We start from the raw sequence: 25,809 nt of genomic DNA, 5'->3' as shown, positions 1-25,809 counted from the left end.
GGACGGTGCGCGCGCTCGCGGCGACCGGCGGGCTCGTCGCGGCGGGGCTCCTCGCGGCCTGCTCCGGCACGCCCGGTGCCGCCGCCGTGGTCGACGACCGGGTGATCACCACGTCCGACGTCCAGGTCGCGTCCGACGAGCTCGCGGCGCTGGGTCAGCAGTTCGACGTCTCGGCCGTGGTCTCCGTGCTCATCCAGGAGCCGACCGTCACCGCGATCGCGCAGGAGCACGGCGTGGGGGTCTCGGACGCGGACGCCGTCGCGCTGCTGGACCAGGTCGCCGCGTCGCTGGGGCAGGCGGACGACGACACCGACCCCGGCGCGGGCGAGGCGACCCCGGAGACGTTCAGCGAGCCGACGATCGCGATCGCGCGGTACTCGCTCGCCAGCGGCAACCTGCAGGAGGCCGACGACGCCGACGCGATCGGCGACGAGGTCTCCGAGCGGCTCGCGGCGCTCGACGTCGACGTGAACCCGCGGTTCGGCACGGCCGACGAGAACCAGAACGTCACCGCGCTGACCTCGTGGCCCTGGATCGCGGCACCCGAGGCGGACGCGTCCTGACCGGCGGCGACGCGCAGCCCGGCCGGCTGGCCGAGCTCGTCGCGGTCATGGACCGCCTGCGCTCCCCGGGCGGCTGCCCGTGGGACGCCGAGCAGACGCACGCGAGCCTGGCCCCGTACGCGCTCGAGGAGGCGTACGAGCTGGTCGAGGCGATCGAGCACGACGACCGCGCAGGCCTGCGTGAGGAGCTCGGGGACCTGCTCCTGCAGGTCGTCTTCCACGCGCGCGTCGCGCAGGAGGACCCGGCGGACCCGTTCGACGTCGACGACGTCGCCGGCGACCTGGTGGACAAGCTGGTCCGCCGCCACCCCCACGTGTTCGCCGGCGCGGACGGCGCCGCCGACGACGAGGGCCGGCACGTCGCGTGGGACCGGCTCAAGCGGCAGGAGAAGCCCGCGCGCGCGTCCGCGCTCGACGGCGTGCCGCGCGCGATGGGGGCGCTGGCCCGCGCGCAGAAGCTCGTCGCGCGCGCCGACCGTGCCGGCCTCGTCGTCGAGCCGCCGGCCGGTGAGGACGTGGGGACGCGGCTGCTCGCGCTCGTCCGCGAGGCCCGAGCGGCCGGGCTGGACGCCGAGGGCGAGCTGCGCCGTGCGACGGACACGTGGGAGGCGCGTGCCCGCGCCGTGGAGGCGCCGCCCGCCTGACCAGGCGGTCCTCGGGGCCGTCGCCCAGGACCGTCGTCCCTGGGAAGCGCTATCCGCCGCGATAGTGTCTGCTCGCGGCCGGTGGTCACGGGTCGCAGCACGGACGCCTTCTGCTCACGGTGCGGTACGCGAGGGGGTCCCCGGACAGGACGGGAGGCGCGCGTGGCGAGCATCGGCATCCCCCGCGAGGCACCAGGACAGCGCCTCGTGGCGGCCACCCCGGCCACGGTCGGCAAGCTCGTCGGGCTCGGGTACACCGTGCTCGTCGAACGCGGGGCCGGCCGGGAGGCGACGTTCGCCGACGACGCCTACCGTGCCGCGGGGGCGCAGGCCGCCGACGCCGCCGAGGTCTGGGGCGCCGACGTGGTGACCGCGGTCGACGCGCCGTCCGACGAGCAGGTCGGGCTGCTCCGTGAGGGCGCCCTCCTGGTCGCGTCGCTGCAGCCCGCGGCCCGGCCCGCGCTCGTCGAGGCGCTCGCGGCCCGCGGGGTCACCGCGCTCGCGCTCGACGCCGTGCCCCGGATCTCCCGCGCGCAGTCGCTCGACGTGCTCTCCTCGATGTCCAACGTCGCCGGCTACCGGGCGGTCGTGGAGGCCGCCCAGGAGTACGGCGGGATGTTCGCGGGCCAGGTCACCGCGGCGGGCAAGACCCCGCCCGCGCGCGTGTTCGTCATCGGGGCGGGCGTCGCGGGCCTCGCGGCCATCGGCGCGGCCGCGTCGCTCGGGGCGCAGGTGCGCGCGTTCGACGTGCGGCCCGAGGTCGGCGAGCAGATCGAGTCGATGGGCGCGCAGTTCGTGCGTGCGCCGCAGGCACAGCAGGAGGTCAGCGCGGACGGCTACGCCCGGCCGCTGACGGCGGAGCAGGCGGCCGCGGCGCTCGAGGTCTACGCCGCGGAGTGCGCGCAGGCCGACGTGGTGATCACCACCGCCCTGGTGCGCGGCACCGCACCGACCACGATCACCGCGGCCGCGGTCGCCGCGATGCGGCCGGGCTCCGTCGTGGTCGACCTGGCCGCGTCCGGCGGCGGCAACTGCGAGCTCACGGTCCCCGGCGAGCGCGTGGTCACCGAGAACGGCGTCGTCGTCCTCGGCTGGACGGACCTCGCGGGCCGTATGCCGCAGCACTCGTCGCAGCTCCTGGGGACCAACGTGGTGCACCTGCTCCAGCTGCTGACGCCGGGCACGGACGGGGTGCCGGTGCTCGACCTCGAGGACCCGGTGCAGCGGGGGATGACCGTGGCGCACGCCGGCGACGTGCTGTGGCCGCCGCCGCCCGTCGCGGTCTCGGCCGCGCCCCCGCCGGCGGCCGTCCCACCGCCGCCGACCGAGCAGGAGCTCGCGGCGCAGCGGGAGGCCGCGCGCCAGGAGGCCGCGCGGCGCGCGCAGCGACGCACCGTGACGTTCGCGCTCGCGGCCGTCGCGCTGACCCTCGCGGTGTCCTTCGCGCCCGCCGCGTTCCTGGGGCACTTCACGGTCTTCGTGCTCGCGGTCTTCGTCGGCTACTACGTGATCTCCAACGTGTCGCACTCGCTGCACACGCCGCTCATGGCGCAGACCAACGCCATCTCGGGGATCATCCTGGTCGGCGCGCTGCTGCAGATCGGGTCCGACGACGTCGTCGTGACGGTCCTCGCGTGCGTCGCTGCCGCGGTCGCGAGCATCAACATCTTCGGCGGGTTCCTGGTCGCGAACCGGATGATCCGCATGTTCCGACGGGGGGCGTGAGATGACGCTCGTGTCCCTGGCGCAGGCCACCTACGTCCTGGCCGCCGTGCTGTTCGTGCTCTCCCTGGCCGGGCTGAGCAAGCAGGAGACCGCGCGCCGCGGCAACGTCCTCGGCATGGTCGGGATGGTCCTGGCGCTGGCCGCGACCATCGCGCTCGCGCTGCGCGCGTCGCAGCGCCCGGTGCTCGCCACCGCGCTGCTGATCGCGCTCGTGCTGTCCGTCGGGGCGGTCGTCGGGACGTGGCAGGCGCGGCGCGTCGAGATGACGCAGATGCCCGAGCTGATCGCGATCCTGCACTCGTTCGTCGGGCTCGCCGCGGTGCTCGTCGGCTTCAACTCCTACCTCACCGAGCCGGCGGACGCGGTGCACCTGGTCGAGGTGTTCCTGGGCGTCCTCATCGGGGCCGTGACGTTCACGGGCTCGGTGGTCGCGTTCCTCAAGCTCTCGGCGCGGATCCGCAGCGCACCGCTGTCGCTGCCGGGGCGCAACCTGCTCAACCTCGCGGCGGTCGTCGTGTCCGCCGGGCTGCTGGCCTGGTTCCTCGCGGCGCCGTCGCTGTGGCCGCTGGCCCTCATGACCGTGGTGGCGCTCGCGCTGGGCTGGCACCTCGTCGCGTCGATCGGCGGCGGGGACATGCCCGTGGTCGTCTCGATGCTGAACTCGTACTCGGGCTGGGCGGCCGCCGCGGCGGGCTTCATGCTGAGCAACGACCTGCTCATCGTCACCGGTGCCCTCGTGGGCGCGTCCGGCGCGATCCTGTCCTACCTGATGTGCCGGGCCATGAACCGCTCGTTCGTCTCGGTGATCCTGGGCGGGTTCGGGGCCGACGAGGGCACGGTCGTCGGTCCCGGTGCGGACGGACCCGTGGGCGAGCACCGCGAGACCTCGGCCGACGAGGTCGCGGCGCTGCTGGCCGACGCGCGCTCCGTGGTCATCACGCCGGGCTACGGCATGGCCGTCGCGAAGGCGCAGTACCCCGTCGCGGACCTGGTCGAGAAGCTGCGGGCGCGCGGCGTGGAGGTGCGGTTCGGCGTGCACCCCGTCGCCGGGCGGCTGCCGGGGCACATGAACGTGCTGCTGGCGGAGGCCAAGGTGCCGTACGACATCGTCCTCGAGATGGACGAGGTCAACGACGACCTGGCGGGCACCGACGTGGTGCTGGTCATCGGCGCCAACGACACCGTCAACCCCGCCGCGCTGGAGGACCCGGCCTCGCCGATCGCGGGCATGCCCGTGCTCGAGGTGTGGAAGGCCGCGCACGTCGTCGTCTTCAAGCGGTCCATGGCCACGGGCTACGCGGGCGTGCAGAACCCCCTGTTCTTCCGCGAGAACACGGCCATGCTGTTCGGTGACGCGAAGGAGCAGACCGAGCGCATCGTCGCCGCGCTCCACCAGGTCTGACCTGCGCCTCCGCGGGCGGCGCGTCGAACCGTTTCACCCCCTGGCGTGCCCGGCCGCAGGCTCCCTAGCGTCCGGCGGGAGGCCCGGCGGGTTCGGCGCGGGCCACGTCGCGAAGGAGCGCCGCCATGCCTCGTCCCGCCCACCCGACGGCTGCCGGGCCGGCCCCGCTGGTCGCGAGCCTCGTGGCGGCGGCGCTCGTCGCCGCGCTGGCCGCGGTCGCGCTGGTCGTCGCCCCGTTCGCGGGCCCGGCGCGCGCCGCGTCGCCCGCGGTGGTGGTGCAGTCCGACTTCGAGGACGGGCTCGACGGCTGGGCGGCCCGCGGACCCGCGCCGGCGGTCTCGCTGTCGACCGAGAACGCGCGCGGTGCCCAGAGCCTGCTGGTGACCGGCCGCACGTCCACCTGGCACGGCGCCGGCATCGACGTCACCGACGCCTTCGAGCCGGGCGTCACCCACACGATCGGGCTGTGGCTCCGCCTGCCGGCGACGGGGACGGGCTACGCCGACCTGCGCGTCTCCGTGCAGCGCGACGTCGCGGGGGCCTCGTCGTACGACACCGTCGCGACCGTCACGGGCGTCACGGCCGGCGCGTGGAAGCAGGTGGTGGCGAGCTACACCCCGGGACCGTTCGACACGGCGCTGCTCTACGTGGAGTCGACGTCCTCGCTCACCGACCTCCTGGTCGACGACGTGGTCGTCAGCGCCACGCGGGCCACGCCCGACCTCACGCTGCCGCAGCTCGACCGGACGCTCGCGCCGTGGTTCACCTTCGGGCTCGCGGTGGAGCCCGCGGACGTGCTGGCGGGCCGCGGCGACCTCGTCGCGCACCATGCCGCCCAGATCACGCCCGGCAACCAGATGAAGCCCGACGCGATCCAGCCCACCGAGGGCACGTTCCGCTTCGACGCCGCCGACCTGCTGGTCGACTTCGCGCTCGCGCACGGGCAGCGCGTCTACGGGCACACGCTCGTCTGGCACCAGCAGACGCCCGCCTGGTTCTTCCAGCGGGACGGCGTCGCGCTCACGACGAGCGCCGCCGACCAGGCGTTGCTGCGCTCGCGGCTGCAGACCCACATCGAGGCGGTCGCCGACCACTACCGCACGAAGTACGGCGAGTTCGGCACCGCCGGCAACCCGATCTTCGCGTTCGACGTCGTCAACGAGGTCGTCGACGAGAGCCAGTCCGGCGGGCTGCGCCGCAGCGAGTGGTACCGGATCCTGGGTCCGTCGTACATCGCCGACGCCTTCCGGTACGCGCGCGCCGCGTTCGGTCCCGAGGTCGAGCTGTTCATCAACGACTACAACAGCGAGTACCCGAACAAGCGCGCGCCGTACGTCGCGCTGGTCCGCTCCCTGCTGGACCAGGGCGTGCCGGTCGACGGCGTGGGGCACCAGCTGCACGTCGAGGTCGGGCGGTCGCTGGGCTACGTCGAGGCGACGATCACGGCGTTCGAGGCGCTGGGCGTCCGGCAGGCCGTCACGGAGCTCGACGTCTCGACCTACCTGAACGGTGGCGAGAGCTGGACCACGCCGCCCGCCGACCGGCTCCAGCAGCAGGCGCTGTACTACCGCGACCTGTTCGCGGTGCTGAAGCGCCACGCGTCCGCGTTCGAGTCCGTGACCGTGTGGGGGGTCGACGACTCGCGCACCTGGCTGCGGGCGGGCGCCGCGCCGCTGCTGTTCGACGGGGCGCTGCAGGCGAAGGCCGCGTACTGGGGCATCGTCGACCCGTCCCGGATCGGCGTGACCCCGACGCCGACGCCGACGCCCACGCCCACCCCGACGCCCACGCCGACGCCCACGCCCACCCCGACGCCCACGCCCACCCCGACGCCCACGCCCACCCCGACGCCGACGCCGACGCCCACCCCCACCAGCGGTCCGGCCGCGTGCAGCGTGCGCTGGACGGCGAACGCGTGGAACACCGGCCTGACCGCGAACGTGCGGGTGACGAACACGGGTGCGACGACGGTCGACGGCTGGACGCTGACGTTCACGTTCCCGGCCGGTCAGCAGGTGACGCAGGGCTGGAGCGCGCAGTGGTCGCAGAGCGGGTCGCTCGTCACCGCGGCCAACGCGCCGTGGAACGGGCGCCTGGCACCGGGCCAGAGCGTCGAGATCGGGTTCAACGCGTCGCACGGCGGCACGTCGACGGCACCGACCGCCTTCCGGCTCAACGGGGGCTCCTGCTCCGCCGGGTGACCACGGACGGCCGACGCGGCCCACGCGCGCGGTCCACCGCCGCGGTGCGTGCGTAGCCTGGGGTCATGCCCGTCACGCCCGCGGTGCCGCAGCCCGTCGTCGACCGCGCCGCGCTGCGGACGGTCCCCATCCTGCGCACGCCACGCCTGGTGCTGGTCCCGCTCGGCCCCGAGCACCTGGACGCGACCTGGGACGCGCTGCAGGACCCGGAGTCGATGCGCCTGACGGGCACGCACGCGACGTTCACGCGCGAGCAGGTCGCCGCGCACCTCGAGCGCGTCGCGGCCGCCGACGACCGCGCCGACTGGGCGATCACCCTGCCCGACGGCGCGTACGTCGGCGAGGTGGTCCTCAACGACCTCGACGACGACAACGCGTGCATGAACGTGCGCATCGCGCTGGCCACCGGCATGCCCGGACGGGGCTACGGGACCGAGGCGATGACCGCGGTCCTCGACCACGCGTTCGGCCGCGTGGGACTGCACCGCGTCCAGCTCGACGTCTTCGACTTCAACCCCCGCGCGCAGCGGTCGTACGAGAAGGCGGGGTTCGTCGTCGAGGGCCGGCAGCGGGACACCCTCCTGTGGGACGGCGAGTGGTCGGGCTCGGTCCTCATGGCCGTCCTGGCGACGGACGAGCGCCCGTCGGACGGCTGACGTCGGTGAGCCGCGTGAGGGTGTCCACCGGACCGAGGTCCCGACGCGGTCGTCGTCGGACGCCACTAGGGTGAGGTCGTCAATCCACCTGCACGGCAATCCCCTGTTGCACTGAAGGAGCTCCCATGGCCAGCATCGAGGCCGTCGGCGCCCGCGAGATCCTGGACTCGCGCGGCAACCCCACTGTCGAGGTCGAGGTCGCACTCGACGACGGCACCATCGCCCGTGCGGCCGTCCCCTCGGGCGCCTCGACGGGAGCCTTCGAGGCCGTCGAGCGCCGTGACGGCGACAAGTCGCGCTACCTGGGCAAGGGCGTCGAGCAGGCCGTGAACGCGGTCATCGACGAGATCGCGCCTGAGGTCATCGGCTTCGAGGCGAGCGAGCAGCGGCTCGTCGACCAGGCGCTCCTCGACCTGGACGGCACGCCCAACAAGGGCAAGCTCGGCGCCAACGCGATCCTCGGCGTCTCGCTCGCGGTCGCCAAGGCCGCGGCGGACTCGGCCGACCTGCCCCTGTTCCGCTACGTCGGCGGCCCGAACGCCCACGTGCTGCCCGTCCCGATGATGAACATCCTCAACGGTGGCTCGCACGCGGACTCCAACGTCGACATCCAGGAGTTCATGGTCGCCCCCATCGGCGCCACGACCTTCCGCGAGGCCCTGCGCACCGGCGCCGAGGTCTACCACTCGCTCAAGTCCGTGCTGAAGAGCAAGGGCCTGTCGACCGGCCTGGGCGACGAGGGTGGCTTCGCGCCGAACCTCGAGTCCAACCGTGCCGCGCTGGACCTGATCCTGGTCGCGATCGAGCAGGCCGGCTTCACGCCCGGCACCGATGTCGCGCTCGCGCTCGACGTCGCCTCGACCGAGTTCTTCAAGGACGGGGCGTACCAGTTCGAGGGTGTCGCCAAGACGCCTGAGGAGATGGTGGCGTACTACGAGCAGCTGGTGCGCGACTACCCGCTGGTGTCCATCGAGGACCCGCTGTCCGAGGACGAGTGGGACTCCTGGGCGCACCTGGTCCGCGACGTGGGCGACCGCGTGCAGATCGTCGGCGACGACCTGTTCGTCACCAACCCGGAGCGCCTCGCCAAGGGCATCGAGCTCAAGGCCGCCAACTCGCTGCTGGTCAAGCTCAACCAGATCGGCACGCTCACCGAGACGCTCGACGCGGTGACCCTCGCGCAGCGCAACGGCTTCACGACGATGACCTCGCACCGCTCCGGCGAGACCGAGGACACCACGATCGCCGACCTGTCCGTCGCGACCAACGCCGGCCAGATCAAGACCGGTGCCCCCGCCCGCGGCGAGCGCATCAACAAGTACAACCAGCTGCTGCGCATCGAGGAGGAGCTGGACGACGCCGCGCGCTACGCCGGCCGCTCGGCCTTCCCGCGCTTCCAGGCCTGATCACCTCAGCCTGACGCGCGCGGCCACCCGCGCGCACCCGAGGCCGGTCGCCCCACCCGGGGCGGCCGGCCTCCGCCGTCCCCACCCCCGCCCGATCCGCTCGCCCCCCGCCCGATCCGCTCGCCACCCGTGGCTGCACCGGTGGTTGCATGACACGCCGCGGCGTTCGCGGCGTGTGGAGCAACGACCCGTGCAACCACGCGCTCAGCCACGCGGCGGCGGGGGAGGCGTCGGCTCGGCTTCCGACGACTGTGCTGAGGCATGAGTCGACGCGCGTGTCACCCGTTCCCGTGGGCACGGTGTGTCGGTGTAGGCGGTAGTGCGGGATGCGCAGTAGTGTGCGGTGCGAGAGCACGGGAGCGGTGAGGATCGGAGGGTGCGTGGACACGACACAACTGCTCAAGGGGGTGCTCGACGTCGCGGTGCTCGCGGTCGTCGAGGCCGCCGACGGGTACGGGTACGACGTGGTACGCCGACTGCGTACCGCCGGTCTCGAGGACGTGGGTGACGCGTCGGTGTACGGCACGCTGCGGCGGCTCTACGCGGGCGGCGCGCTCTCGTCGTACGTGGTGCCGTCCGACGAGGGACCGCACCGCAAGTACTACGGCATCAACGCGCAGGGCCGGGCGATGCTCGACGCACAGCGCAAGGAGTGGCAGGAGTTCGCGGGCACCATGACGCGCCTGCTCGAGACGGGGGAGCGCAAGTGAGCATCACGGACACGCCCAGGACAGCCGACGTCGCGGCCTACGCCGCGCAGGTGCGGACGGCTCTCGCGGACCTCGGAACGGACCAGGTCGACGAGCTCACGGACGGGCTGGAGGCGGACCTCGCGGAGGCGCTCGCTGACGCGCCGGGCGCCGGGCGGCCGGCGGGGACGCTCGCCGAGCTGTTCGGCACGCCGGCGGAGTACGCGGCGGAGCTGCGCTCGGCCGCCGGGCTCGCGGCGCCCGGCGCTCCGCGGCGCCGGACGCTCGACGAGCGTGTCCGTGCGCGGGGCGCCCGGGCCGTGGCCACCGGCACGGAGCTGCTGAAGGTCCTGCGCGCTACTCGGTGGTGGCCGCCGACCGAGGACTTCCTGGTCGCGTTACGGCCGGTGTGGTGGCTGCTGCGTGGCTGGGCGCTGACGGCTCTCGTGCTCACGGTGATCGGCGGCTGGCGCGGGGACCGTCTGCCGCTGCCCGCAACGGGGTTCGGGTACGTGCTGCTCCTGGTGCTCGTCGTCACGAGCGTGCAGTGGGGCCGCGGGCGCTGGCGTGCTCGCGAGCGATGGAACGGTCTGCTCATGGCGGTGAGCGTCCTGGGCGCCTTCGCCGCCGCAGTGCTCGTGATCACGCTCCCGTGGGTCCAGGAGCGCCCGAGCACGGACGCGTACTCCGCGCCGTGGGTCGACGACGGTGTCGTCGTCGGCGGCGAGTACGCGACCGACCTGTTCGTCTACGACGCGTCCGGCGCGGTCGTCGACGGCGCGCAGGTGTTCGACCAGGCGGGCCGGCCCGTGACGCTCGGCGCCAACGGCTCGACCGGCCCGTGGTACTCGACCGACGGGCTCGAGAACTCGTTCCGGAACGGTGGCCTGTCCGCCGACGGCGCCGTGGTCGAGAACGCGTACCCGCTGCGCTCCTACCCGGTGTACGCGCTCGACGAGGACGCCTACTGGGCGGGCGGCGAGCTGGTCTGGCGCACCGACACGACGTGGCAGCCGTCGGTCCCCGGGTGGCCGTTCGCGGCGGCCCAGCCCCTCACGATCCCCACCGGCGCGCCCGCCCCGGTGCCCGACGAGGGTGGCGATGCGACGCCGGACGCGGACACGACGGAGGCACCTGACGCGGCGACGAGCCCCACCGCCGTGCCCGACGCGACGACCACCCCGACGGCCGGCCCCACGGCGGACGCGACGACTCCCGGCGACGACGCAACGACAGGCGCCGGCCCTGAGCCGCGGGAGAGCGCGGACGCGGGCGGACGCTGACGACGACGGCCGGAGGCCGGCCGCGTCGACGCCGGTGGTGGACGAACGGTGAAGGACACGGCGCCGCGCGGCGGGGTCCCGGGCGAGCAGGGGCACCCGGGGCATGATCAGGGCATGTCCGCACCCCGCCGCCCGGTCGAGCCGCGCCCGGCCGGCCAGCGCGCGGAACGGGAGGGGACGCCGGCGCCTCCTCGGCCGACGGCCGGTCGGCCCGTCCCGTCGTCGCGGGGAGCGTCACCGAGCACGCCACGCCCGAGCACCCCGGGCGCAAGCACGCCACGCCCGAGCACGCCACGCCCGAGCACCCCGGGCGCAAGCACGCCACGCCCGAGCGCGCCACGCCCGAGCACGCCCCGTGCGAGCGCGCCGCGGCCGGGAGCGACGCGGCCGGGCGGACGGACGCCGACGACCCCGCCGCGCGGCACCGCTCGCGCGGAGGTGGTGCAGCAGCGCACGCCCCGGCTGTTCTCGGTCCGCACGATCGTGCTCGGCCTGGTCCTGGTGCTCGCGTTCATCCTGGTCTACCCGACGCTCCACACCTATCTGCGGCAGGAGGTGGAGCTGCGGGCGCTGCGGGGCGAGGTGGCCGACGCGCGGCAGCGCAACGAGGACCTCGAGGCCGAGCTGGCGCGCTGGGACGACCCGGCCTACGTCACGGCGCAGGCGCGCGAGCGGCTGTCCTACGTCCTGCCCGGCGAGACGGCGTACCGCGTGATCGACCCGGAGACGGTCGAGGAGGACGTCGCGCCCGCCGACGAGCAGGACACCCCGGTGGCCGCGACCACCACGGCGGTGCCCTGGTACACGTCGGTGTGGGACTCGGTCGAGGTCGCCGGTGCGGCACCGACGAACGAGGAGGTCGCCGCCGCGGCCAAGGCGAAGGCGGCCAAGGAGAAGGCGGCCAAGGAGAAGGCAACCAAGGAGAAGGACGCGACGGGCAAGGACACGACGAGCGACGACGACTCCGGCGCGACGCCGTAGGTCCGCGTCCGACGCGGCTGCCGCGGGACGCGAGCGCTGCCCGGCCCGTGCGGGGGACAATGGTCGCCGCCCGGGGCGGTCCCGGCGCACCGATCGGAGGACCACTCCCGTGCCGACCAGCGCACCCGACGTGACCGAGCGGGACCTCCAGGTCCTCGCCGAGCAGCTCGGCCGGCCTCCGCGCGGCGTGGTGGGTGTCGCCGCACGCTGCGTGTGCGGGCGCCCGCTCGTCGTGCGGACGGCGCCGCGGCTGGACGACGGCACGCCGTTCCCGACCACGTACTACCTGACGAACCCGCAGGCGGTCGCGGCCGTCAGCACGCTCGAGGCGTCCGGCCTGATGAAGGAGTGGACCGCCCGGCTCGCGGAGGACGACGAGCTGGCGCAGGCCTACGCCCGCGCGCACGAGTCGTATCTCGCGGACCGGGAGGCGCTGGGCCACGTCCCGGAGATCGCGGGCATCTCGGCCGGCGGCATGCCGACGCGCGTCAAGTGCCTGCACGTCCTCGTCGGGCACGCGCTCGCGGCCGGACCCGGCGTGAACCCGCTGGGGGACGAGGCGCTGGACCGCATCGGCGACGTCTGGCGGCCCGACCGCTGCACGTGCTGACGTCGCAGGGCAAGCCACGGGGCACGTCGCAGGGCACGGTGGCCGGGATGCGAGGATGTCCGGCGTGACGCGTGTGGCTGCCATCGACTGCGGGACCAACTCGATCCGGCTCCTGGTGGCCGACGTCGACCTGGCGGTGGGGACGCTCGTCGACCTCGACCGGCGGTCCGAGGTGGTGCGGCTGGGCCAGGGCGTGGACCGCACGGGCCGGCTGGCCCCGGAGGCGCTGGAGCGCACCTTCGACGCGTGCCGCCGCTACGCCGCCGTGTGCCGTGAGCTGGGCGCCGAGGCGGTCCGCTTCGTCGCGACGTCGGCGTCGCGCGACGCCGAGAACCGGGACGTCTTCGTCGCCGGCGTCCGGGCGCTGCTGGGCGTCGAGCCGGAGGTCGTCACGGGCGCCGAGGAGGCCGCGTTGTCATTCCGCGGGGCCACGGGCGTCGTCGCCGCGCGGCACCCGGGCCCGTACCTCGTCGTCGACCTCGGCGGCGGCAGCACCGAGCTGGTGCTGGGGGAGAGCACGCCGCGCGCTGCGCGGTCCATGGACGTCGGCTGCGTGCGCCTGACCGAGCGGCACCTGCCGGGTGACCCGCCGGGGGAGGACGAGCGCGCGGCCGCGCACCGGGACGTCGCGGCGGCGCTCGACGAGGCCGCGGACGCGGTGCCGCTCGGCGAGACCGTGACGCTCGTCGGGCTTGCGGGCTCGGTGACGACGGTGACCGCGCACGCCCTGGGGCTCGCGGCGTACGAGCCGCGGCGGATCGACGGCGCGGTCCTCGGCGTGGACCAGGTGCTCGCGGCGTGCGACGAGCTGCTGGCGATGACGCGCGACGAGCGCGCGGCGCTGGGCTTCATGCACCCGGGCCGGGTCGACGTGATCGGCGCCGGTGCGCTGGTCTGGCGGGACGTGGTCGCGCGGGTGCGGGACGAGGTGGCCGCGACCGGGCGGACGCTCGAGCACGTGGTGACCTCGGAGCACGACATCCTCGACGGGATCGCCTGGAGCGTCGCGGAGCGCTCCCTCGCCTGAGGGAAGTTCGTCCCACGGTGCCGCCCCGGACGCGGTAACGTGCGCTCTCGGAACCGGTTCCGTCCCGTCATCCACAGGGGGCGGGGGCAGGTCGACCTGGCAGACGGGTTCCTGGCAGCATGACGAGGTCTCGTTCGCGGGAACGGTCCCCCTGGCAGTCGTCGCCGGGCACGGATCCGCGCAAGGGGGAGAGACGCCCGCTCGACGAGGAGCACGAATGGACCAGCCCACCGTCCAGACCACCGACCTGGCCGGACGCCGGGCCGACCCGGCGATCCGGCGCCGCACCGTCCTGCAGCTCGGCGGGCTGGTCGGCGTCGGCCTGATCGCGGCCTGCACCGACGACGGGACCACGCCGCTGCCCGTGGCGAGCGGCACCGCGACCGCGAGCGGGGGCGCCACCGCCGCCGCCTGGGCGCCGCCCGCCGGCGCGATGTCCTTCCCGGACGGCTTCGTGTGGGGCGCCGCGACCTCGGCGTTCCAGGTGGAGGGGTCGACGACGGCGGACGGGCGCGGGCCCTCGATCTGGGACACGTTCTGCGCGCAGCCCGGACGGATCGACGACGGCGCGACCGGTAACCCGGCGGCGGACCAGTACCTGCGCTGGGAGCAGGACCTCGACCTGATGGTCGGCCTCGGGCTGCAGGCGTACCGCTTCTCGGTGTCGTGGCCGCGGATCGTGCCGACCGGCAGCGGCGAGGTGAACCAGAAGGGCGTCGACCACTACCGCCGGGTGGTCGACGGGCTCCTGGACCGCGGGATGCACCCCGCGATCACGCTGTACCACTGGGACCTGCCGCAGCCGCTCCAGGACGCGGGCGGCTGGACGGCCCGCGAGACCGCCGACCGGTTCGGCGAGTACGCCGCCGTGATGTTCGAGGCGTTCCGCGACGTCGACGCCACGTGGCTGACCATCAACGAGCCCAAGACCACGGCCATGGTCGGGTACGCGGGCACCGAGCACGCGCCCGCGCTCGGGGACCTCGACGCGGGCATGGCCGCCGTGCACCACCAGCTGCTCGCGCACGGTCGCGCGGTGCAGGCGTTCCGCGAGGTGGGGGGCCGCGGCAGCATCGGCATCGCCCTCAACCTCATGCCCGTGTACGCGGCGCCGGGCGCGGAGACTGCCGCCGGCAACCTGGACGCGGCGGAGAACCGCCTCTACCTCGACCCCGTGCTGCTCGGCGAGTACCCGCCGGAGGCGGTGGGCCCGGGCCCCGGTCAGCTGCACGCCGACGCCGCGGCGTTCGAGGCGCTGGTCCAGGACGGGGACCTCGAGGTCATCTCGACGCCCGCCGACGTGCTCGCGGTGCAGTACTACGGCGCCGCGGGGATCGACAGCACGGGCGCGTGGCTGCAGCTGTTCCCGCCCTCGCCCGCGGGCTGGCAGCAGGTGCACGCGGAGGGGCTGTACGAGACGCTCGTCGGGCTCGCGGCGGACTACCCGGACCTGCCGCCGCTCGTCATCTCCGAGAACGGCATCCCCGACGCGGACCCGCAGGGACAGATCGAGGACCCCGCGCGGCTCGACTTCCTGCGCACGCACCTGCAGCAGGCGGCACGCGCCGTCGGCGAGGGCGTGGACCTGCGGCAGTACTACGCCTGGTCGCTGCTGGACAACTTCGAGTGGGCGCGCGGCATGACGCAGCGGTGGGGGATCGTGCACGTCGACTTCGCGACCCAGGAGCGCACCCCCAAGGCCAGCGCGCGGTGGTACGCGGAGGTGTGCGCCGCCAACGCGGTCCCGTCGTGACGACACTCACAGGCTCTGCGGCGTGATTGTGCGCATCGTCACCGGCGCTCGGGTGCCCGCTCCGCCGTGCACACGGATACCGTAAAGGTATGCCTTCCTCTGTCTCGACCCCGGATGAAGCTTCGACGGCCGCTCCCGCACGCCCGGCGAAGTCCCGCAAGGTGCCCCGCATCGTCATCCTCGGTGGCGGCACGGTGGGCCTGTACAGCGCGCGCCGGCTGCGCAAGCGGCTGGGCCGGCGCGAGGCCGCGATCGTCGTCGTGGACCCGCGACCGTACATGACGTACGCGCCCTTCCTCCCGGAGGCCGCGGCGGGCTCGATCGACCCCCGCAACGTCGTCGCCCCCCACCGTCGCGCGCTCAAGGGCGTCGACGTGCTGCAGGGCAAGGTCTCGCAGATCAACCACGCCGAGCGCACCGTGCAGATCACGCCCGAGGAGGGCGAGCCGTACTGGGTGACGTACGACCACCTGATCGTCGGGCTGGGCTCGGTCGCCCGGACGCTGCCCATCCCCGGGCTCGCGGAGCAGGCCATCGGCTTCAAGAACGTCGAAGAGGCCATCGCGGTCCGCAACCACATCCTCAACCGCATCGAGGTCGCGTCCTCGACGTGGGACCCGGAGCTGCGGCGCCGGATGCTCACGTTCGTGTTCGTCGGCGGCGGGTTCGCCGGCATCGAGGCGCTCGGCGAGCTCGAGGACATCGCCCGCTACACCGTCGAGCACTACAAGCAGATCGAGCAGGACGAGGTGCGGTTCGTCCTCGTCGAGGGCAGTCCGCGCATCCTCCCCGAGGTGAGCGAGGAGTTGGGCGGCTACACGCTCGAGCAGCTGCGCAAGCGCCAGATCGAGATCCACCTGTCGACGTTCCTGAGCTCCTGCGTCGACGGCCACATCGTGCTGTCGAACAAGGTCGAGTTCGACGCGGACACCGTGGTGTGGACGGCGGGCGTGAAGGCCAACCCGGTGCTGCAGCAGTCGGACCTGCCGCTCGACCAGATGGGTCGCGTCACCTGCAACGCCGCGCTGCAGGTCGTCGACGCCGACGGCAACGTCGTGCCGGACGCGTACGCCGCCGGTGACTGCGCCGCCGTGCCGGACCTGTTCAACCCGGGCAAGTTCTGCCCGCCGAACGCGCAGCACGCACTGCGCCAGGGCGCGCACCTGGGCGACAACCTGGCCCGCGTCCTGCGCTCCGCGGAGGTCACGGACTACAAGCACAAGAACATCGGCGCGGTCGCGTCGCTCGGCATGTACAAGGGCGTCGCGCAGATGTTCGGCCGCATCAAGGTGCGCGGCTTCCTCGCGTGGGTGCTGCACCGCTCGTACCACGTGTTCGCCATGCCGACCGTGAACCGCAAGCTGCGGATCATGGCGGGCTGGACCGGTTCGCTCCTGCTCCGCCGCGAGGTGGTCCCGCTGGGCGCGCTGCACGACCCGCGCGCCGAGTTCCGCGCCGCCTCCGTGCCGCCCAAGCCGCGCGTGGTCGAGCCGGGCGAGGCCGACCCCGCGATCGCGGGCGCCGGCGCTGCCGCGAAGGCCAAGTCCGCGAGCTGATCCGCTCGTCCCGAGAGCCCCGACCCGCCGACCGCGGGTCGGGGCTCTCGTCGTCGTGCGCCCGGCGGGACTCGAACCCGCACTGAGCCGGGTTTAAGCCGGCCGCCTCTGCCGGTTGGGCTACGGGCGCGTGCCCGTGCATCCTCCCAGAGCCGGTGCGGCCGCGGGCGTCCGCGCTCAGGCGAGCCCGGCCACCTGCTCCGACTGCTCGATCTGCGAGTTCCACTCGCGCTTGGCGCTGCGCCAGCCCTCGTCGTCGACGCCGAGGCGCCAGTACCCGGACGCGGACAGGTCCTCGCGCGGCACGGCACGGTCGAGGCGCAGGTACCGGCGGATCTCCTTGACCGCCCCGGCCTCGCCGTGGACGAACGCGCCGACGCGGCCGCCCGGCCACGGCAGCGCGAGGACCGCTTCGACCAGCCTGCGGCCCGGCGCCGCGTGGTCCGCGTGCACCCAGCGCACCTCGACGCCGGCGGGCGCCGCGAGCGTCAGCTCGTCCTGCGGGCCGTCGACCTCGACGAGGGCGTGGCCGCGGGCGCCGACGGCCAGGCGCTCGAGCCCGGCCGCGATCGCGGGCAGCGCGCTGGCGTCGCCGACGAGCAGGTGGTGGTCGACGTCGGCCGACGGCGTCCAGGCGCCGCCCGGACCCAGCACCAGGACCTCCTCGCCGCCGCGCGCCGCGGCTGCCCACGGCCCCGCCAGCCCGGCGTCGCCGTGGACCACCACGTCGATCGTCAGCTCGCGCGCGGCCTCGTCGTAGGAACGGACGGTGTAGGCCCGCTGGCGCGGGACCACGCCTGGGGGGAGCGTGGCCCGCACCGCCTCCGTGTCGAGGCGGCCGTCCGCCGTCAGCGGGCGCGGGCCCGCGGGCAGGAACATGAGCTTGACGTACGCGTCGGCGTGCGGGTTCGGCTCGAAGGTCGCCATGCCGGGGCCGCCGACGACGAGCCGGACGAGGCCGGGCGTGAGGCGCTCGGTGCGCAGCACGTGGGCGATCACGGGGGCCGAGCGGCGACGCGGCTGCTGCGGCTGAGGCGAGACGGGCGGCAGGGGACGGCCGGGCGCGGGGGACCCTGTCACGTCGGGCACTCAGTTCCTGTCGATGCTGTCGTCCAGCGACTCGTTGAGCCGGCGCAGCGAGGTCGCCAAGGTGTCCAGCTCCTGCGCGGACCAGCCCGCCAGGACCTCGCCATAGACCTCGGCGCGCGCGTGGCGGGTCGCCGCGAGGGCGTCCAGGCCCGCCGCCGAGACCGCGATGACCGACCGCCGCCCGTCGCTCTCGTCGCGGCCGCGCTCCACGTAGCCGGCGGCCTCCATCTGCAGCACCTGGCGGGTCACGGTGGAGGCGTCGAGGCGCAGGTGGTCGGCGATCTCGTTGATCCCGGCGGGGCCGTCCTCCGCGAGCCGGCTCAGGGCCAGGTAGGCGGAGCGCTCGAGGGTGCCGTCGAGGCGTCGGCTGCGGCGCCGGTTGCGGTCGGCCAGCCGCAGCAGCAGGGCGACCTGGCGCTCGACGTCGCCGATGACGGGATCCATGCGGCTCTCCTGATGGGGGCGGTGCGCCGGGCGGCGCTCGTGCTCAGGGTAGATCGACTCGGCGCGTGAGGTAGGTGTATCGTACAGATAACTACCTGCCCGCTACAGCAATTGTCAGGGACGCCATGCCACGCAACGAGCCGAACCGCACCGCGATCCTCGCGACCACGGTCACCGCCTTCTTCGCGATCGCCGGGATCGCGATCGTCGACCCCATCCTGCCCGCCATCGGCTCCGAGCTCGGGGCGTCGACCTGGCAGGTCGAGCTGCTGTTCACGGCCTACATCGCCGTCATGGCGATCGGCATGATCCCGGCGGTGATGCTGACCGGGAGGCTCGGCTACAAGAAGGTGCTCGCGACCGGTGTCAGCGTGGTCGCCGTCGCCGCGATCGCGGCGGCGTTCACCGTCAACATCGGCCAGCTCGCCGCGCTCCGCGGGCTCTGGGGACTCGGCAACGCGATGTTCTTCGCCACCGCGATGGTGCTGCTGGTCTCGTTGGCGAACGACCGTGCCTGGGCCGTGGAGCTGTTCGAGACCTGCGTCGGCCTGGGCTTCGCGATCGGCCCGCTGCTCGGCGGCCTGCTCGGCCAGATCTCGTGGCGCGTGCCGTTCCTGCTGTGCGGCGTCTTCATGGTCGTCGCGCTGTCGCTGTCGCTGACCCGGCTGAAGGACCCCGAGGTGATGCCGGCGCCGCTGCGGCTCGGTGAGGTGTTCCAGCCGTTCCGCCGGGCCGGCTTCGTGCTGCTGGCGGTCATCACCGGTACCTACAACTTCGTGTTCTTCATCGTGCTGGGGTACACCCCGGTGTTCCTGGGTCTCGACGTCGTGCCGCTCGGCCTGGTGTTCACCGGGTGGGGCGTCGGGCTCGCGTTCGGGATCCTGGTGATCGGGCACCGGCTCGCGCACCGGTTCGGGGCGGTGCAGACCGTCGGCTTCGCGCTCGTCGTGCTGCTGGGCACGCTCGTGGGGATGGCGACCTCGCACACGACGGCGACGACGATCGCGTGGCTGGTCGTGGCGGGCGTCTGCATGGGCATCGCGAACGCGAACCTGACCGACCTCGCGCTGGCCACCGGCTCGCCCGACCGCCGCGTGACCACCGGCGCGTTCAACCTGGTCCGCTGGGGCTTCGCGGCGCCGGCCCCCGTCGTGGCCGGCCTGCTCGCCGAGCACGTCGGGCTCGCCTCGCCGTTCTGGGTCGGCGTCGCGGTGCTCGGGGTCGGCGTCCTGACCTTCCTGGTGGCCGGTCACGTGATCGCCCACGGCATCGGGGAGCGCGTGCTGTGGTCCCGCGCCAACGCCGGCGCCCGGGCGGTCGAGCACACCCCGGAAGAGGCCCTCGAGCTCCTCTGACCCCGTCGGACTGCTCCCTGCTCCTGCTCACCGCTCCCACGACGAGCCGGACGCGACGAGGACGTCGGTTCCCGCTGAGCACGTCGGACGACCCCGACGTGCTCGGCGCGAACCGACGTCCTCGCGGACCGTCAGCCGCCCGTGGGGCGGGTCAGGCGTCGCGCTTCTTGAGCAGGACGGCCGCGGCGGCCGTCACGACGACGACGTACGCCATCAGCACGCCGAACCCGGCCCACGCCGAGAGCACCACGCCGTCGCCGCCCTGCTCCGCGATCATCGCGTCGGTCAGGGTGATCTGGCTGCCCGCGACGTTCGGCAGGTAGGGGACGAGGTCGCGCAGCGGCGCCCACGGGATCAGCTGGAAGAGGATCGGCAGCACCATGAGGATGCCGAGCGTCGTGGTGATCGCGCCCGCCGAGTGCCGCATGAGGGCGCCGAGGCCGAACGCGAGCAGGGCGATCGCCGTCACGTACAGGGCGTTGCCGACCAGCGCGCGGAGCACCTGCGGGTCGCCGGCGTCGACGGAGACGCCCCGGCCGCCGAAGAAGAGCGCCTGCAGCAGCGCGGCGACGGCCACCGAGACCGCCGAGACCACGAAGACGACGAAGGCCAGCACGGCGGCCTTCGACCACAGGACGGGCAGTCGCCGCGGCGCGGCGGTCAGGCTGCTGCGGATCATCCCGGTGGTGTACTCGCCGGTGATGCTCAGGGCGCCCAGGACGGCGACCGCGAGCGGGCCGACGTACGCGGTGCCGCCGAACGCGCTCAGCGCGTTCATGGGCGACGTGTCGTCGAGCGACTCGCGCACGTTGAGCTCGCCCCACGTGATGAGCTGGACGAGCCCGACGATCACGACGGCGGTGATCGCGAGCGTCCACACGGTCGACTTCACCGACCAGAGCTTGATCCACTCCGACCGCAGGAGGCGCGGGAACGTCACCCGGGCGTCGGTGCCGACGGACTGCGGACGGGGTGCGGTGGCGACGGCGCTCATCGGGCACCCTCCTGCGTCGGGGCGGGTGCCGAGGTGGGGGCGGGCGCCGGTGGTGCCGCGGACGGGGGCGGCCCGCCGGGTCCGGAACCCGCGGACGGCAGGGCGGTCGAGTGGTACTCGACGGTCTCCTGCGTGAGCGACATGAACGCCTCCTCGAGCGAGCCGGTCATGGGAGTGAGCTCGTGCAGCGTGATGCCGGCGGCAGCGGCGACCTCGCCGACACCGGGCGCCGACGAGCCCAGCACCTCGAGGAGCCCGGGCTCGAGCGGCCGGACGGTGACCTCCGGCCCGGTCAGCAGCTCGGCGAGGCGCGCCGCCTGCGGCGAGCGCACGCGCACGGACGCGCTCGTCGCACGGGCGACGACGTCCTGCACCGGGCCCTCGGCGACGATGCGACCGCGCCCGATCACGATGAGGTGGTCCGCGGTCACGGCCATCTCGCTCATGAGGTGCGAGGACAGGAACACGGTGCGGCCCTGCGACGCGACGTACTTGACCAGGTTGCGCACCCACAGCACGCCCTCGGGGTCCAGGCCGTTGACCGGCTCGTCGAGGATCAGCGTGCGCGGGTCGCCCAGGAGCGCGGCCGCGATGCCGAGGCGCTGGCCCATGCCGAGCGAGAACCCGCCGACGCGCCGCTTGGCCACCGACTGCAGGCCGGTCATCTCGACGACCTCGTCCACGCGCTTCTCGCTGATCCCGTGGGTCGCAGCCAGTGCGCGCAGGTGGTTGCGGGCGCTGCGCCCGGTGTGCACGGCCTTGGCCTCGAGCAGCGCGCCCACCTCGGTGAGCGGCGAGGCGTGCTCCGCGTACGGCTTGCCGTTCACGGTCACGCGGCCGGACGTGGGCCGGTCGAGGCCCATGATCATGCGCATCGTCGTCGACTTGCCGGCGCCGTTCGGGCCCAGGAAGCCGGTCACCTTGCCGGGCTGCACCGTGAAGGAGATGCCGTCCACGGCCGTCTTGCTGCCGTAGCGCTTGGTCAGGCTCTGGGCCTCGATCATCGTGGAGGTCTTCCGGTCGGGAGCGTGGTCACGACGACCCTACGGGGGGACGCCGGGGTCATCGCATCAGACCTGGGGAGGATCTGGGACCCGGGACCACCCTGACGCGTACCCGGAGACGACCCTGGTCAACGGGGTGGGCGCCGGTCGAGGCGGACCCGGGAACTCCACGCGCCGCGGGTACGTTGGGACACCACAAGACCAGCGCCGACCGGCGCAGGCCGACCAGGAGGACGCCGTGGCGAACCCCGTGTTCAGCAACAGCCCCGTGTTCGGCGAGAAGCAGCAGCGGCAGGGTGCCACCCTCGCCGCGCCGTCGACGATCGACGCCGCCTCGCTCGAGCACATGTACGACGCTCCCGCCGCGACCCCGCGGGACACCGGGCGCATGACGTACGACGACGTGATCATGAAGACGGGTGCGCTGCTCGCGCTGCTCGTCCTGTCCGGGGCCGTGACCTGGGTGGTCGCCCCCGGGCTGTGGATCATCGGCGCGGTCGTCGGACTCGTCCTGGGTCTGGTGAACGCGTTCAAGCGCGAACCCAGCCCGGTCCTCATCTCTCTGTACGCGGTCGCGCAGGGGGTGTTCCTGGGCGGGCTCTCGGCGTTCTACGAGGCCCAGTACCCCGGCATCGTCGGTCAGGCGGTTCTCGGGACGCTCGCGGTGGCCGCCACCTCGCTCGTGGTGTTCAAGTCCGGCAAGGTCCGGGTGACGCCCAAGTTCACGCGCTGGCTGATCATCGCGATGGGCGGTTACCTGGTCTTCTCGCTGCTCAACGTCGTGCTGATGCTGTTCGGCGTCGGCGGTGGCCAGTACGGCCCCCTGCGCAGCGACAACTGGGGCATCCTCGTCGGCCTGTTCGCTGTCGGTCTCGCAGCCGCGTGCTTCCTCGTGGACTTCGACGCGGTGAAGCGTGGCGTGGAGGGCGGCGCCCCGCGCAAGATGGCGTGGTCCGCGGCGTTCGGCCTGACCGTTACGCTCGTCTGGCTGTACCTGGAGATCCTGCGCATCCTCGCGATCTTCCGGAACTGAACCGGCGCACCGACACGAGCCACCCGCCGACCCTCGCTAGGGTCGGCGGGTGGCTCTCTTCGACCTGCCGTTGCCCGAGCTCGAGCGCTACCTGCCGGAGCTCGACGAACCCGAGGACCTGGACGCGTTCTGGTCCGCCACGCTCGACGAGGCGCGTCGGCACGAGCCGATCGTCGACGCCCGGCCCGCCGACACCGGCCTGCGCCTGGTCGACACGACGGACCTCACCTTCGCCGGGTACGACGGACAGCCGGTCAAGGCCTGGGTCACGCGCCCGGCGGGCAGCCAGGGCGACGCGCTGCCGGCGGTCGTCCAGTTCGTCGGGTACGGCGGCGGGCGCGGGTTCGCGCACGAGCACCTGGGCTGGGCCGCCGCGGGCTACGTGCACCTGCTGATGGACACGCGCGGGCAGGGCTCGGCGTGGGGCAACGGCGCGCACACGCCCGACGAGGCCGGCACGGGCCCGTCCGCGCCGGGCTTCATGACGCGCGGCGTCGAGGACCCGGCGCGCTACTACTACCGGCGCACGATGACGGACGCGGCCCGAGCCGTCGACGCGGTGCGGGCGCTGCCCGGGGTGGACCCCGCGCGCGTCGCCGTGACCGGCGCCAGCCAGGGCGGCGGGCTCGCGATCGCCGCGGCCGGCCTGTCCGACGGTCTGGTCGCCGCGATGCCCGACGTGCCGTTCCTGTGCCACTACCGGCGCGCGGTCGACATCACGGACGGCTTCCCCTACGGCGAGATCGTGCAGTACCTGGCGGTGCACCGGGGCGCGGCCGAGCGGACGTTCCAGACCCTCGCCTACTTCGACGGCGTCCACCTCGGCCGCCGCGCGACCGCGCCCGCCCTGTTCAGCGTCTCGCTGCGGGACGCCATCTGCCCGCCCTCGACGGTGTTCGCCGCGTACAACCACTGGGCGGGGCTCGCCCCGCAGCGGCCGGCCACCGCGATCGAGGTCTACGAGTTCAACGGGCACGAGGGCGGCCAGGCCTTCCAGCTCGACCGGCAGATCCGCTGGCTCGACGCGCTGGTCGGCTGAGCACCGGACGACGCGCCCGGCGACCAGCACCGGCACCGCACCTCAGGAGGACAGCATGCTCACCGACGAGCGCGGCACCGCCCCGGACGCCTGGGCGGCGCAGACCGAGTACTCCGACCCCGGCCCGCACCGCGCGGCGCTCGCGGCCGTGCCGCCCGAGCCGGAGGCGATCCACCGGGCGGTCACGGGGCTCGTCGCGCACTACCGCGGCGAGGCCGACGTGCTGGACGACGCCCGCCTGCCCGAGGTCGACCTGCGCTGGTGCGCGGCGATCCTCGACGTCGGCCTCGCGCGCTCGCCGCAGCTCGAGGGCCGCGCGTCCGGTGCGCGCGGCGCGGGCTGCTGCCGCGACCACACGCTGCTGGCGCTCGCGGTCCTGCGCGAGCACGGCGTCCCGGCCCGCTCGCGGGTGGGCTTCGCGCGCTACCTCACGGACGGGTACCACGTCGACCACGTGGTGGTGGAGCACTGGGACGGGGCGCGCTGGGTGCTCTGGGACCCCGAGCTGCCGGCCGCCTTCGGGGCAGCACCCTTCGCCGGGCCGACGTTCGACGTCCGCGACATGACCACCGGGCTCGACGGCGCGTTCACCACGGCGGCGCAGGCGTGGACGGCGCACCGCCGGGACGGGCTGGACCTGGACGCGTACGGCGTGTGGCCCGGCCTGGGCATCGGCGGACGCGAGTTCGTGCGGACCTACGTGGTCGGCGAGCTGGCGCACCGGCGCGGCGACGAGCTGCTCCTGTGGGACCTGTGGGGCGCGCGCCTGGTGGCCGAGGATCTTCCCCCCGAAGGCGCGCTCCCCGACGACGAGGGCGCGCACGCGGCCCTCGTCCCGTCCGACGAGGCCGACACGCTGGCCGACGAGGTCGCGGACCTGCTGCTGCGCGCGGACGACGGCGACGTCGGTGCCGAGGCGGAGGCGGCGCGCCGGTACGCGGCGGACCCCCGGCTGCACCCGGGCCGACGGATCCGCACGCGGTCCCCGATCGGCCGCGCGGGCTGGACCGACCTCGTGGCGCGCGCCACCGCGTGGGACTGACCCGTCAGTCCCGCAGGCCGTGGCGAGCCAGGTACGCGTTGCCGAACACGCCGTCGGGATCGCGACGGGTCACCAGCTCGCGGAAGTCCGCCCAGCGCGGGTAGAGGCCGGCCAGCGACCGGTCGCGGTCCGCGAACAGCTTGCCCCAGTGCGGCCGGGCCTGGAACGGCGCGAGCGCGGCCTCGATCGCCGGCAGCACCGCCTCGACCTCGTCGCGCAGCGGGAGCCACGTGAAGTGCAGCCCGACGTGCCCGCCGCCCGCCGCGGTGGACAGCCACAGGTCGTCCCCGGCGACCGACCGGATCTCGCTCACCTGCAGCAACGGGGAGACGCGGTCCCGCAGGGCGCGCACGGCCTCGATCGCCTCGATGGCCCGCGCCCGCGGCACCAGGTACTCGGACTGCAGCTCGGCACCCGCCGACGGCGTGAACTCGAGCCGGAAGTGCGGCAGCCGCTCGTGCCACGGTCCAGGGACCCCGCCCTGCTGCGTGCACGCGACCGGGTCCACGCCCGGCACGGGGTGCACGGGTCCCGGGGCGCGGCGTGCCCCGGCGAGCTCGTCCCCCGCGGGCGGAGTCGTCCATGACGCGTCCAGGACCCGGTGCTTGCGCCAGACCTGCTGCACGGCGCCGCCTCGCCAGTCGGTGAACAGGCTCACCGAGTACGCCGAGCCCATCAGGTCGTCGAACCGGCCCAGCGCCGTCTCCCACGGCAGGTCGAGCCAGACCTCCTGCGCGACGTCGAAGGTGGGCTCGACCGCGAGCGTGACCCGGGTGACGACGCCGAGCGCGCCGAGCGCGACGACCGACCCCGCGAGCTCGTCGTCCTGCGGACCGAGGTGCCGGACCTCCCCGCCGGCGCCGACGAGCTCGAGGCCGCGCACCGCCGCGGCGAGGTTGACCGCGGAGTCCCCCGACCCGTGCGTCGCGGTGGCGACCGTCCCGGCGACCGCGATGTGCGGCAGCGACGCCATGGTGTGCAGCGCCCAGCCCGCGGCGTGCAGCGCCCGGGCGAGCTCGCCGTAGCGCACGCCACCGCCGACGGTCACCGTGGTGCCCGCCGCACCCGTGCCGGGGGCACCCTCGTCGGACCGGATCTCCAGCGGGATGTCGAGACGGTCGAGCGCGACGAGCGTGCCGGGGGAGTCGGCGAGGTCGTGGAACGAGTGGCGTGAGCCGATCGCGCGCACCCGCCTGGCGCCCGCGACCAGCTCGGCGACCTCCTCGACGCTCGTCGGGTGCACCAGCGGCCCGCCGCGGAACGTGTGGCTCCCGGCCCAGGTGGTCAGGACGTCGGTCATCAGGCTCCTCCCG

23 protein-coding genes and 1 tRNA gene are annotated in these 25,809 nt (G+C 74.2%); 18 read left to right on the top strand and 6 right to left on the bottom strand.

Translation table 11 applies throughout. The features are described 5' to 3' along the window. The first annotated feature begins 5 nt into the window (after positions 1–5). From KIN34_RS01070 to KIN34_RS01005, 14 genes are all read left to right on the top strand, one after another. The gene (locus KIN34_RS01070) at positions 6–563 is read left to right on the top strand and encodes a SurA N-terminal domain-containing protein (RefSeq protein WP_214345875.1); all 558 of its coding nucleotides are present in this window, start codon (positions 6–8) and stop codon (positions 561–563) included. Beyond that, positions 524–1,207 carry a MazG family protein gene (locus KIN34_RS01065; protein WP_307858027.1) on the top strand — a complete coding sequence of 228 codons (684 nt, stop codon included), beginning with the start codon at positions 524–526 and terminating at the stop codon, positions 1,205–1,207. The genes KIN34_RS01070 and KIN34_RS01065 overlap by 40 nt, the downstream gene beginning before the upstream one ends. 162 nt (positions 1,208–1,369) lie before the next feature. After that, complete coding sequence (locus KIN34_RS01060) at positions 1,370–2,932, top strand: Re/Si-specific NAD(P)(+) transhydrogenase subunit alpha (RefSeq protein WP_214345874.1); 1,563 nt, start codon at positions 1,370–1,372, stop codon at positions 2,930–2,932. A 1-nt stretch (position 2,933) separates the two neighbouring features. Continuing rightward, a complete protein-coding gene (pntB, locus tag KIN34_RS01055) occupies positions 2,934–4,334 on the top strand; it encodes a Re/Si-specific NAD(P)(+) transhydrogenase subunit beta (protein WP_214345873.1) in 1,401 nt (466 codons plus the stop codon). 125 nt (positions 4,335–4,459) lie between these two features. Next, a complete protein-coding gene (locus KIN34_RS01050) occupies positions 4,460–6,535 on the top strand; it encodes an endo-1,4-beta-xylanase (protein WP_214345872.1) in 2,076 nt (691 codons plus the stop codon). Between the two features lie 65 nt (positions 6,536–6,600). Beyond that, positions 6,601–7,191 carry a GNAT family N-acetyltransferase gene (locus KIN34_RS01045; RefSeq protein WP_214345871.1) on the top strand — a complete coding sequence of 197 codons (591 nt, stop codon included), beginning with the start codon at positions 6,601–6,603 and terminating at the stop codon, positions 7,189–7,191. Positions 7,192–7,316: 125 nt separating this feature from the next. After that, positions 7,317–8,597, top strand: coding sequence for a phosphopyruvate hydratase (gene eno / locus KIN34_RS01040; protein WP_214345870.1), 1,281 nt, complete (start codon positions 7,317–7,319; stop codon positions 8,595–8,597). Between the two features lie 380 nt (positions 8,598–8,977). Then, positions 8,978–9,307: a PadR family transcriptional regulator gene (locus KIN34_RS01035; RefSeq protein ID WP_214345869.1), complete on the top strand. Its 330-nt coding sequence runs from the start codon at positions 8,978–8,980 to the stop codon at positions 9,305–9,307. Next, positions 9,304–10,569 (top strand): hypothetical protein, encoded by a 1,266-nt coding sequence (locus tag KIN34_RS01030; protein WP_214345868.1) that lies wholly within the window; start codon positions 9,304–9,306, stop codon positions 10,567–10,569. Before KIN34_RS01035 ends, KIN34_RS01030 begins: the two co-directional genes overlap by 4 nt. A 441-nt stretch (positions 10,570–11,010) precedes the next feature. Continuing rightward, positions 11,011–11,550 carry an FtsB family cell division protein gene (locus KIN34_RS01025; protein ID WP_214345867.1) on the top strand — a complete coding sequence of 180 codons (540 nt, stop codon included), beginning with the start codon at positions 11,011–11,013 and terminating at the stop codon, positions 11,548–11,550. 109 nt (positions 11,551–11,659) lie between these two features. Further along, a complete protein-coding gene (locus KIN34_RS01020; protein WP_214345866.1) occupies positions 11,660–12,160 on the top strand; it encodes a DUF501 domain-containing protein in 501 nt (166 codons plus the stop codon). A gap of 64 nt (positions 12,161–12,224) precedes the next feature. Continuing rightward, positions 12,225–13,187, top strand: a complete 963-nt coding sequence (locus KIN34_RS01015) for a Ppx/GppA phosphatase family protein (protein WP_307858026.1) — start codon at positions 12,225–12,227, stop codon at positions 13,185–13,187. A 217-nt stretch (positions 13,188–13,404) separates the two neighbouring features. Continuing rightward, positions 13,405–14,940 (top strand): GH1 family beta-glucosidase, encoded by a 1,536-nt coding sequence (locus KIN34_RS01010; RefSeq protein WP_214345864.1) that lies wholly within the window; start codon positions 13,405–13,407, stop codon positions 14,938–14,940. Between the two features lie 89 nt (positions 14,941–15,029). Next, complete coding sequence (locus KIN34_RS01005; RefSeq protein WP_214345863.1) at positions 15,030–16,496, top strand: NAD(P)/FAD-dependent oxidoreductase; 1,467 nt, start codon at positions 15,030–15,032, stop codon at positions 16,494–16,496. 56 nt (positions 16,497–16,552) lie between these two features. Here KIN34_RS01005 and KIN34_RS01000 read toward each other — a convergent pair. From KIN34_RS01000 to KIN34_RS00990, 3 genes are all read right to left on the bottom strand, one after another. Beyond that, positions 16,553–16,626 (bottom strand) — tRNA-Leu (locus KIN34_RS01000). A gap of 47 nt (positions 16,627–16,673) precedes the next feature. Further along, on the bottom strand, positions 16,674–17,495 hold the full coding sequence (locus KIN34_RS00995) for a siderophore-interacting protein (RefSeq protein WP_214345862.1): 822 nt from the start codon (positions 17,493–17,495) through the stop codon (positions 16,674–16,676). Positions 17,496–17,585: 90 nt separating this feature from the next. Beyond that, positions 17,586–18,029, bottom strand: a complete 444-nt coding sequence (locus tag KIN34_RS00990; protein ID WP_214345861.1) for a MarR family winged helix-turn-helix transcriptional regulator — start codon at positions 18,027–18,029, stop codon at positions 17,586–17,588. Positions 18,030–18,154: 125 nt separating this feature from the next. Between KIN34_RS00990 and KIN34_RS00985 the strand changes: the two genes are divergently transcribed. Beyond that, entirely contained in the window at positions 18,155–19,384 is a 1,230-nt protein-coding gene (locus KIN34_RS00985; RefSeq protein ID WP_214345860.1) for an MFS transporter, read from the top strand. Between the two features lie 151 nt (positions 19,385–19,535). On the opposite strand, the gene KIN34_RS00980 is transcribed toward KIN34_RS00985, so the two are convergent. Both KIN34_RS00980 and KIN34_RS00975 read right to left on the bottom strand, forming a co-directional pair. Beyond that, the gene (locus KIN34_RS00980; protein WP_214345859.1) at positions 19,536–20,378 is read right to left on the bottom strand and encodes an ABC transporter permease; all 843 of its coding nucleotides are present in this window, start codon (positions 20,376–20,378) and stop codon (positions 19,536–19,538) included. Continuing rightward, positions 20,375–21,382, bottom strand: coding sequence for an ABC transporter ATP-binding protein (locus KIN34_RS00975; protein WP_214345858.1), 1,008 nt, complete (start codon positions 21,380–21,382; stop codon positions 20,375–20,377). Before KIN34_RS00975 ends, KIN34_RS00980 begins: the two co-directional genes overlap by 4 nt. A gap of 238 nt (positions 21,383–21,620) precedes the next feature. Between KIN34_RS00975 and KIN34_RS00970 the strand changes: the two genes are divergently transcribed. The 3 genes from KIN34_RS00970 to KIN34_RS00960 are packed head-to-tail and all read left to right on the top strand — an operon-like array spanning position 21,621 to position 24,496. Continuing rightward, complete coding sequence (locus tag KIN34_RS00970) at positions 21,621–22,415, top strand: Bax inhibitor-1/YccA family protein (RefSeq protein WP_214345857.1); 795 nt, start codon at positions 21,621–21,623, stop codon at positions 22,413–22,415. A 49-nt stretch (positions 22,416–22,464) separates the two neighbouring features. Then, positions 22,465–23,454, top strand: coding sequence for an acetylxylan esterase (locus tag KIN34_RS00965; protein WP_214345856.1), 990 nt, complete (start codon positions 22,465–22,467; stop codon positions 23,452–23,454). A gap of 55 nt (positions 23,455–23,509) precedes the next feature. Next, positions 23,510–24,496 (top strand): transglutaminase-like domain-containing protein, encoded by a 987-nt coding sequence (locus KIN34_RS00960; protein ID WP_214345855.1) that lies wholly within the window; start codon positions 23,510–23,512, stop codon positions 24,494–24,496. A gap of 4 nt (positions 24,497–24,500) precedes the next feature. Here the strand turns inward: KIN34_RS00960 and KIN34_RS00955 are convergent, their stop codons facing one another. After that, positions 24,501–25,796: a D-arabinono-1,4-lactone oxidase gene (locus KIN34_RS00955; protein ID WP_214345854.1), complete on the bottom strand. Its 1,296-nt coding sequence runs from the start codon at positions 25,794–25,796 to the stop codon at positions 24,501–24,503. Positions 25,797–25,809: the final 13 nt, after the last annotated feature.

It is taken from the genome of Cellulomonas fulva (assembly GCF_018531375.1).
Lineage (GTDB): Bacteria > Actinomycetota > Actinomycetes > Actinomycetales > Cellulomonadaceae > Cellulomonas > Cellulomonas fulva.
This window is presented reverse-complemented; position numbering and strand designations above follow the sequence as displayed.

Excerpts from the sequence above, each read along its gene's own strand:
- pntB (WP_214345873.1), top strand. The coding sequence starts at position 2,934 with ATGACGCTCGTGTCCCTGGCGCAGGCCACCTACGTCCTGGCCGCCGTG.
- KIN34_RS01050 (WP_214345872.1), top strand. The coding sequence starts at position 4,460 with ATGCCTCGTCCCGCCCACCCGACGGCTGCCGGGCCGGCCCCGCTGGTC.
- KIN34_RS01045 (WP_214345871.1), top strand. The coding sequence starts at position 6,601 with ATGCCCGTCACGCCCGCGGTGCCGCAGCCCGTCGTCGACCGCGCCGCG.
- eno (WP_214345870.1), top strand. The coding sequence starts at position 7,317 with ATGGCCAGCATCGAGGCCGTCGGCGCCCGCGAGATCCTGGACTCGCGC.
- KIN34_RS01010 (WP_214345864.1), top strand. The coding sequence starts at position 13,405 with ATGGACCAGCCCACCGTCCAGACCACCGACCTGGCCGGACGCCGGGCC.
- KIN34_RS01005 (WP_214345863.1), top strand. The coding sequence starts at position 15,030 with ATGCCTTCCTCTGTCTCGACCCCGGATGAAGCTTCGACGGCCGCTCCC.
- KIN34_RS00990 (WP_214345861.1), bottom strand. The coding sequence starts at position 18,029 with ATGGATCCCGTCATCGGCGACGTCGAGCGCCAGGTCGCCCTGCTGCTG.
- KIN34_RS00985 (WP_214345860.1), top strand. The coding sequence starts at position 18,155 with ATGCCACGCAACGAGCCGAACCGCACCGCGATCCTCGCGACCACGGTC.
- KIN34_RS00980 (WP_214345859.1), bottom strand. The coding sequence starts at position 20,378 with ATGAGCGCCGTCGCCACCGCACCCCGTCCGCAGTCCGTCGGCACCGAC.
- KIN34_RS00975 (WP_214345858.1), bottom strand. The coding sequence starts at position 21,382 with ATGATCGAGGCCCAGAGCCTGACCAAGCGCTACGGCAGCAAGACGGCC.
- KIN34_RS00960 (WP_214345855.1), top strand. The coding sequence starts at position 23,510 with ATGCTCACCGACGAGCGCGGCACCGCCCCGGACGCCTGGGCGGCGCAG.
- KIN34_RS00955 (WP_214345854.1), bottom strand. The coding sequence starts at position 25,796 with ATGACCGACGTCCTGACCACCTGGGCCGGGAGCCACACGTTCCGCGGC.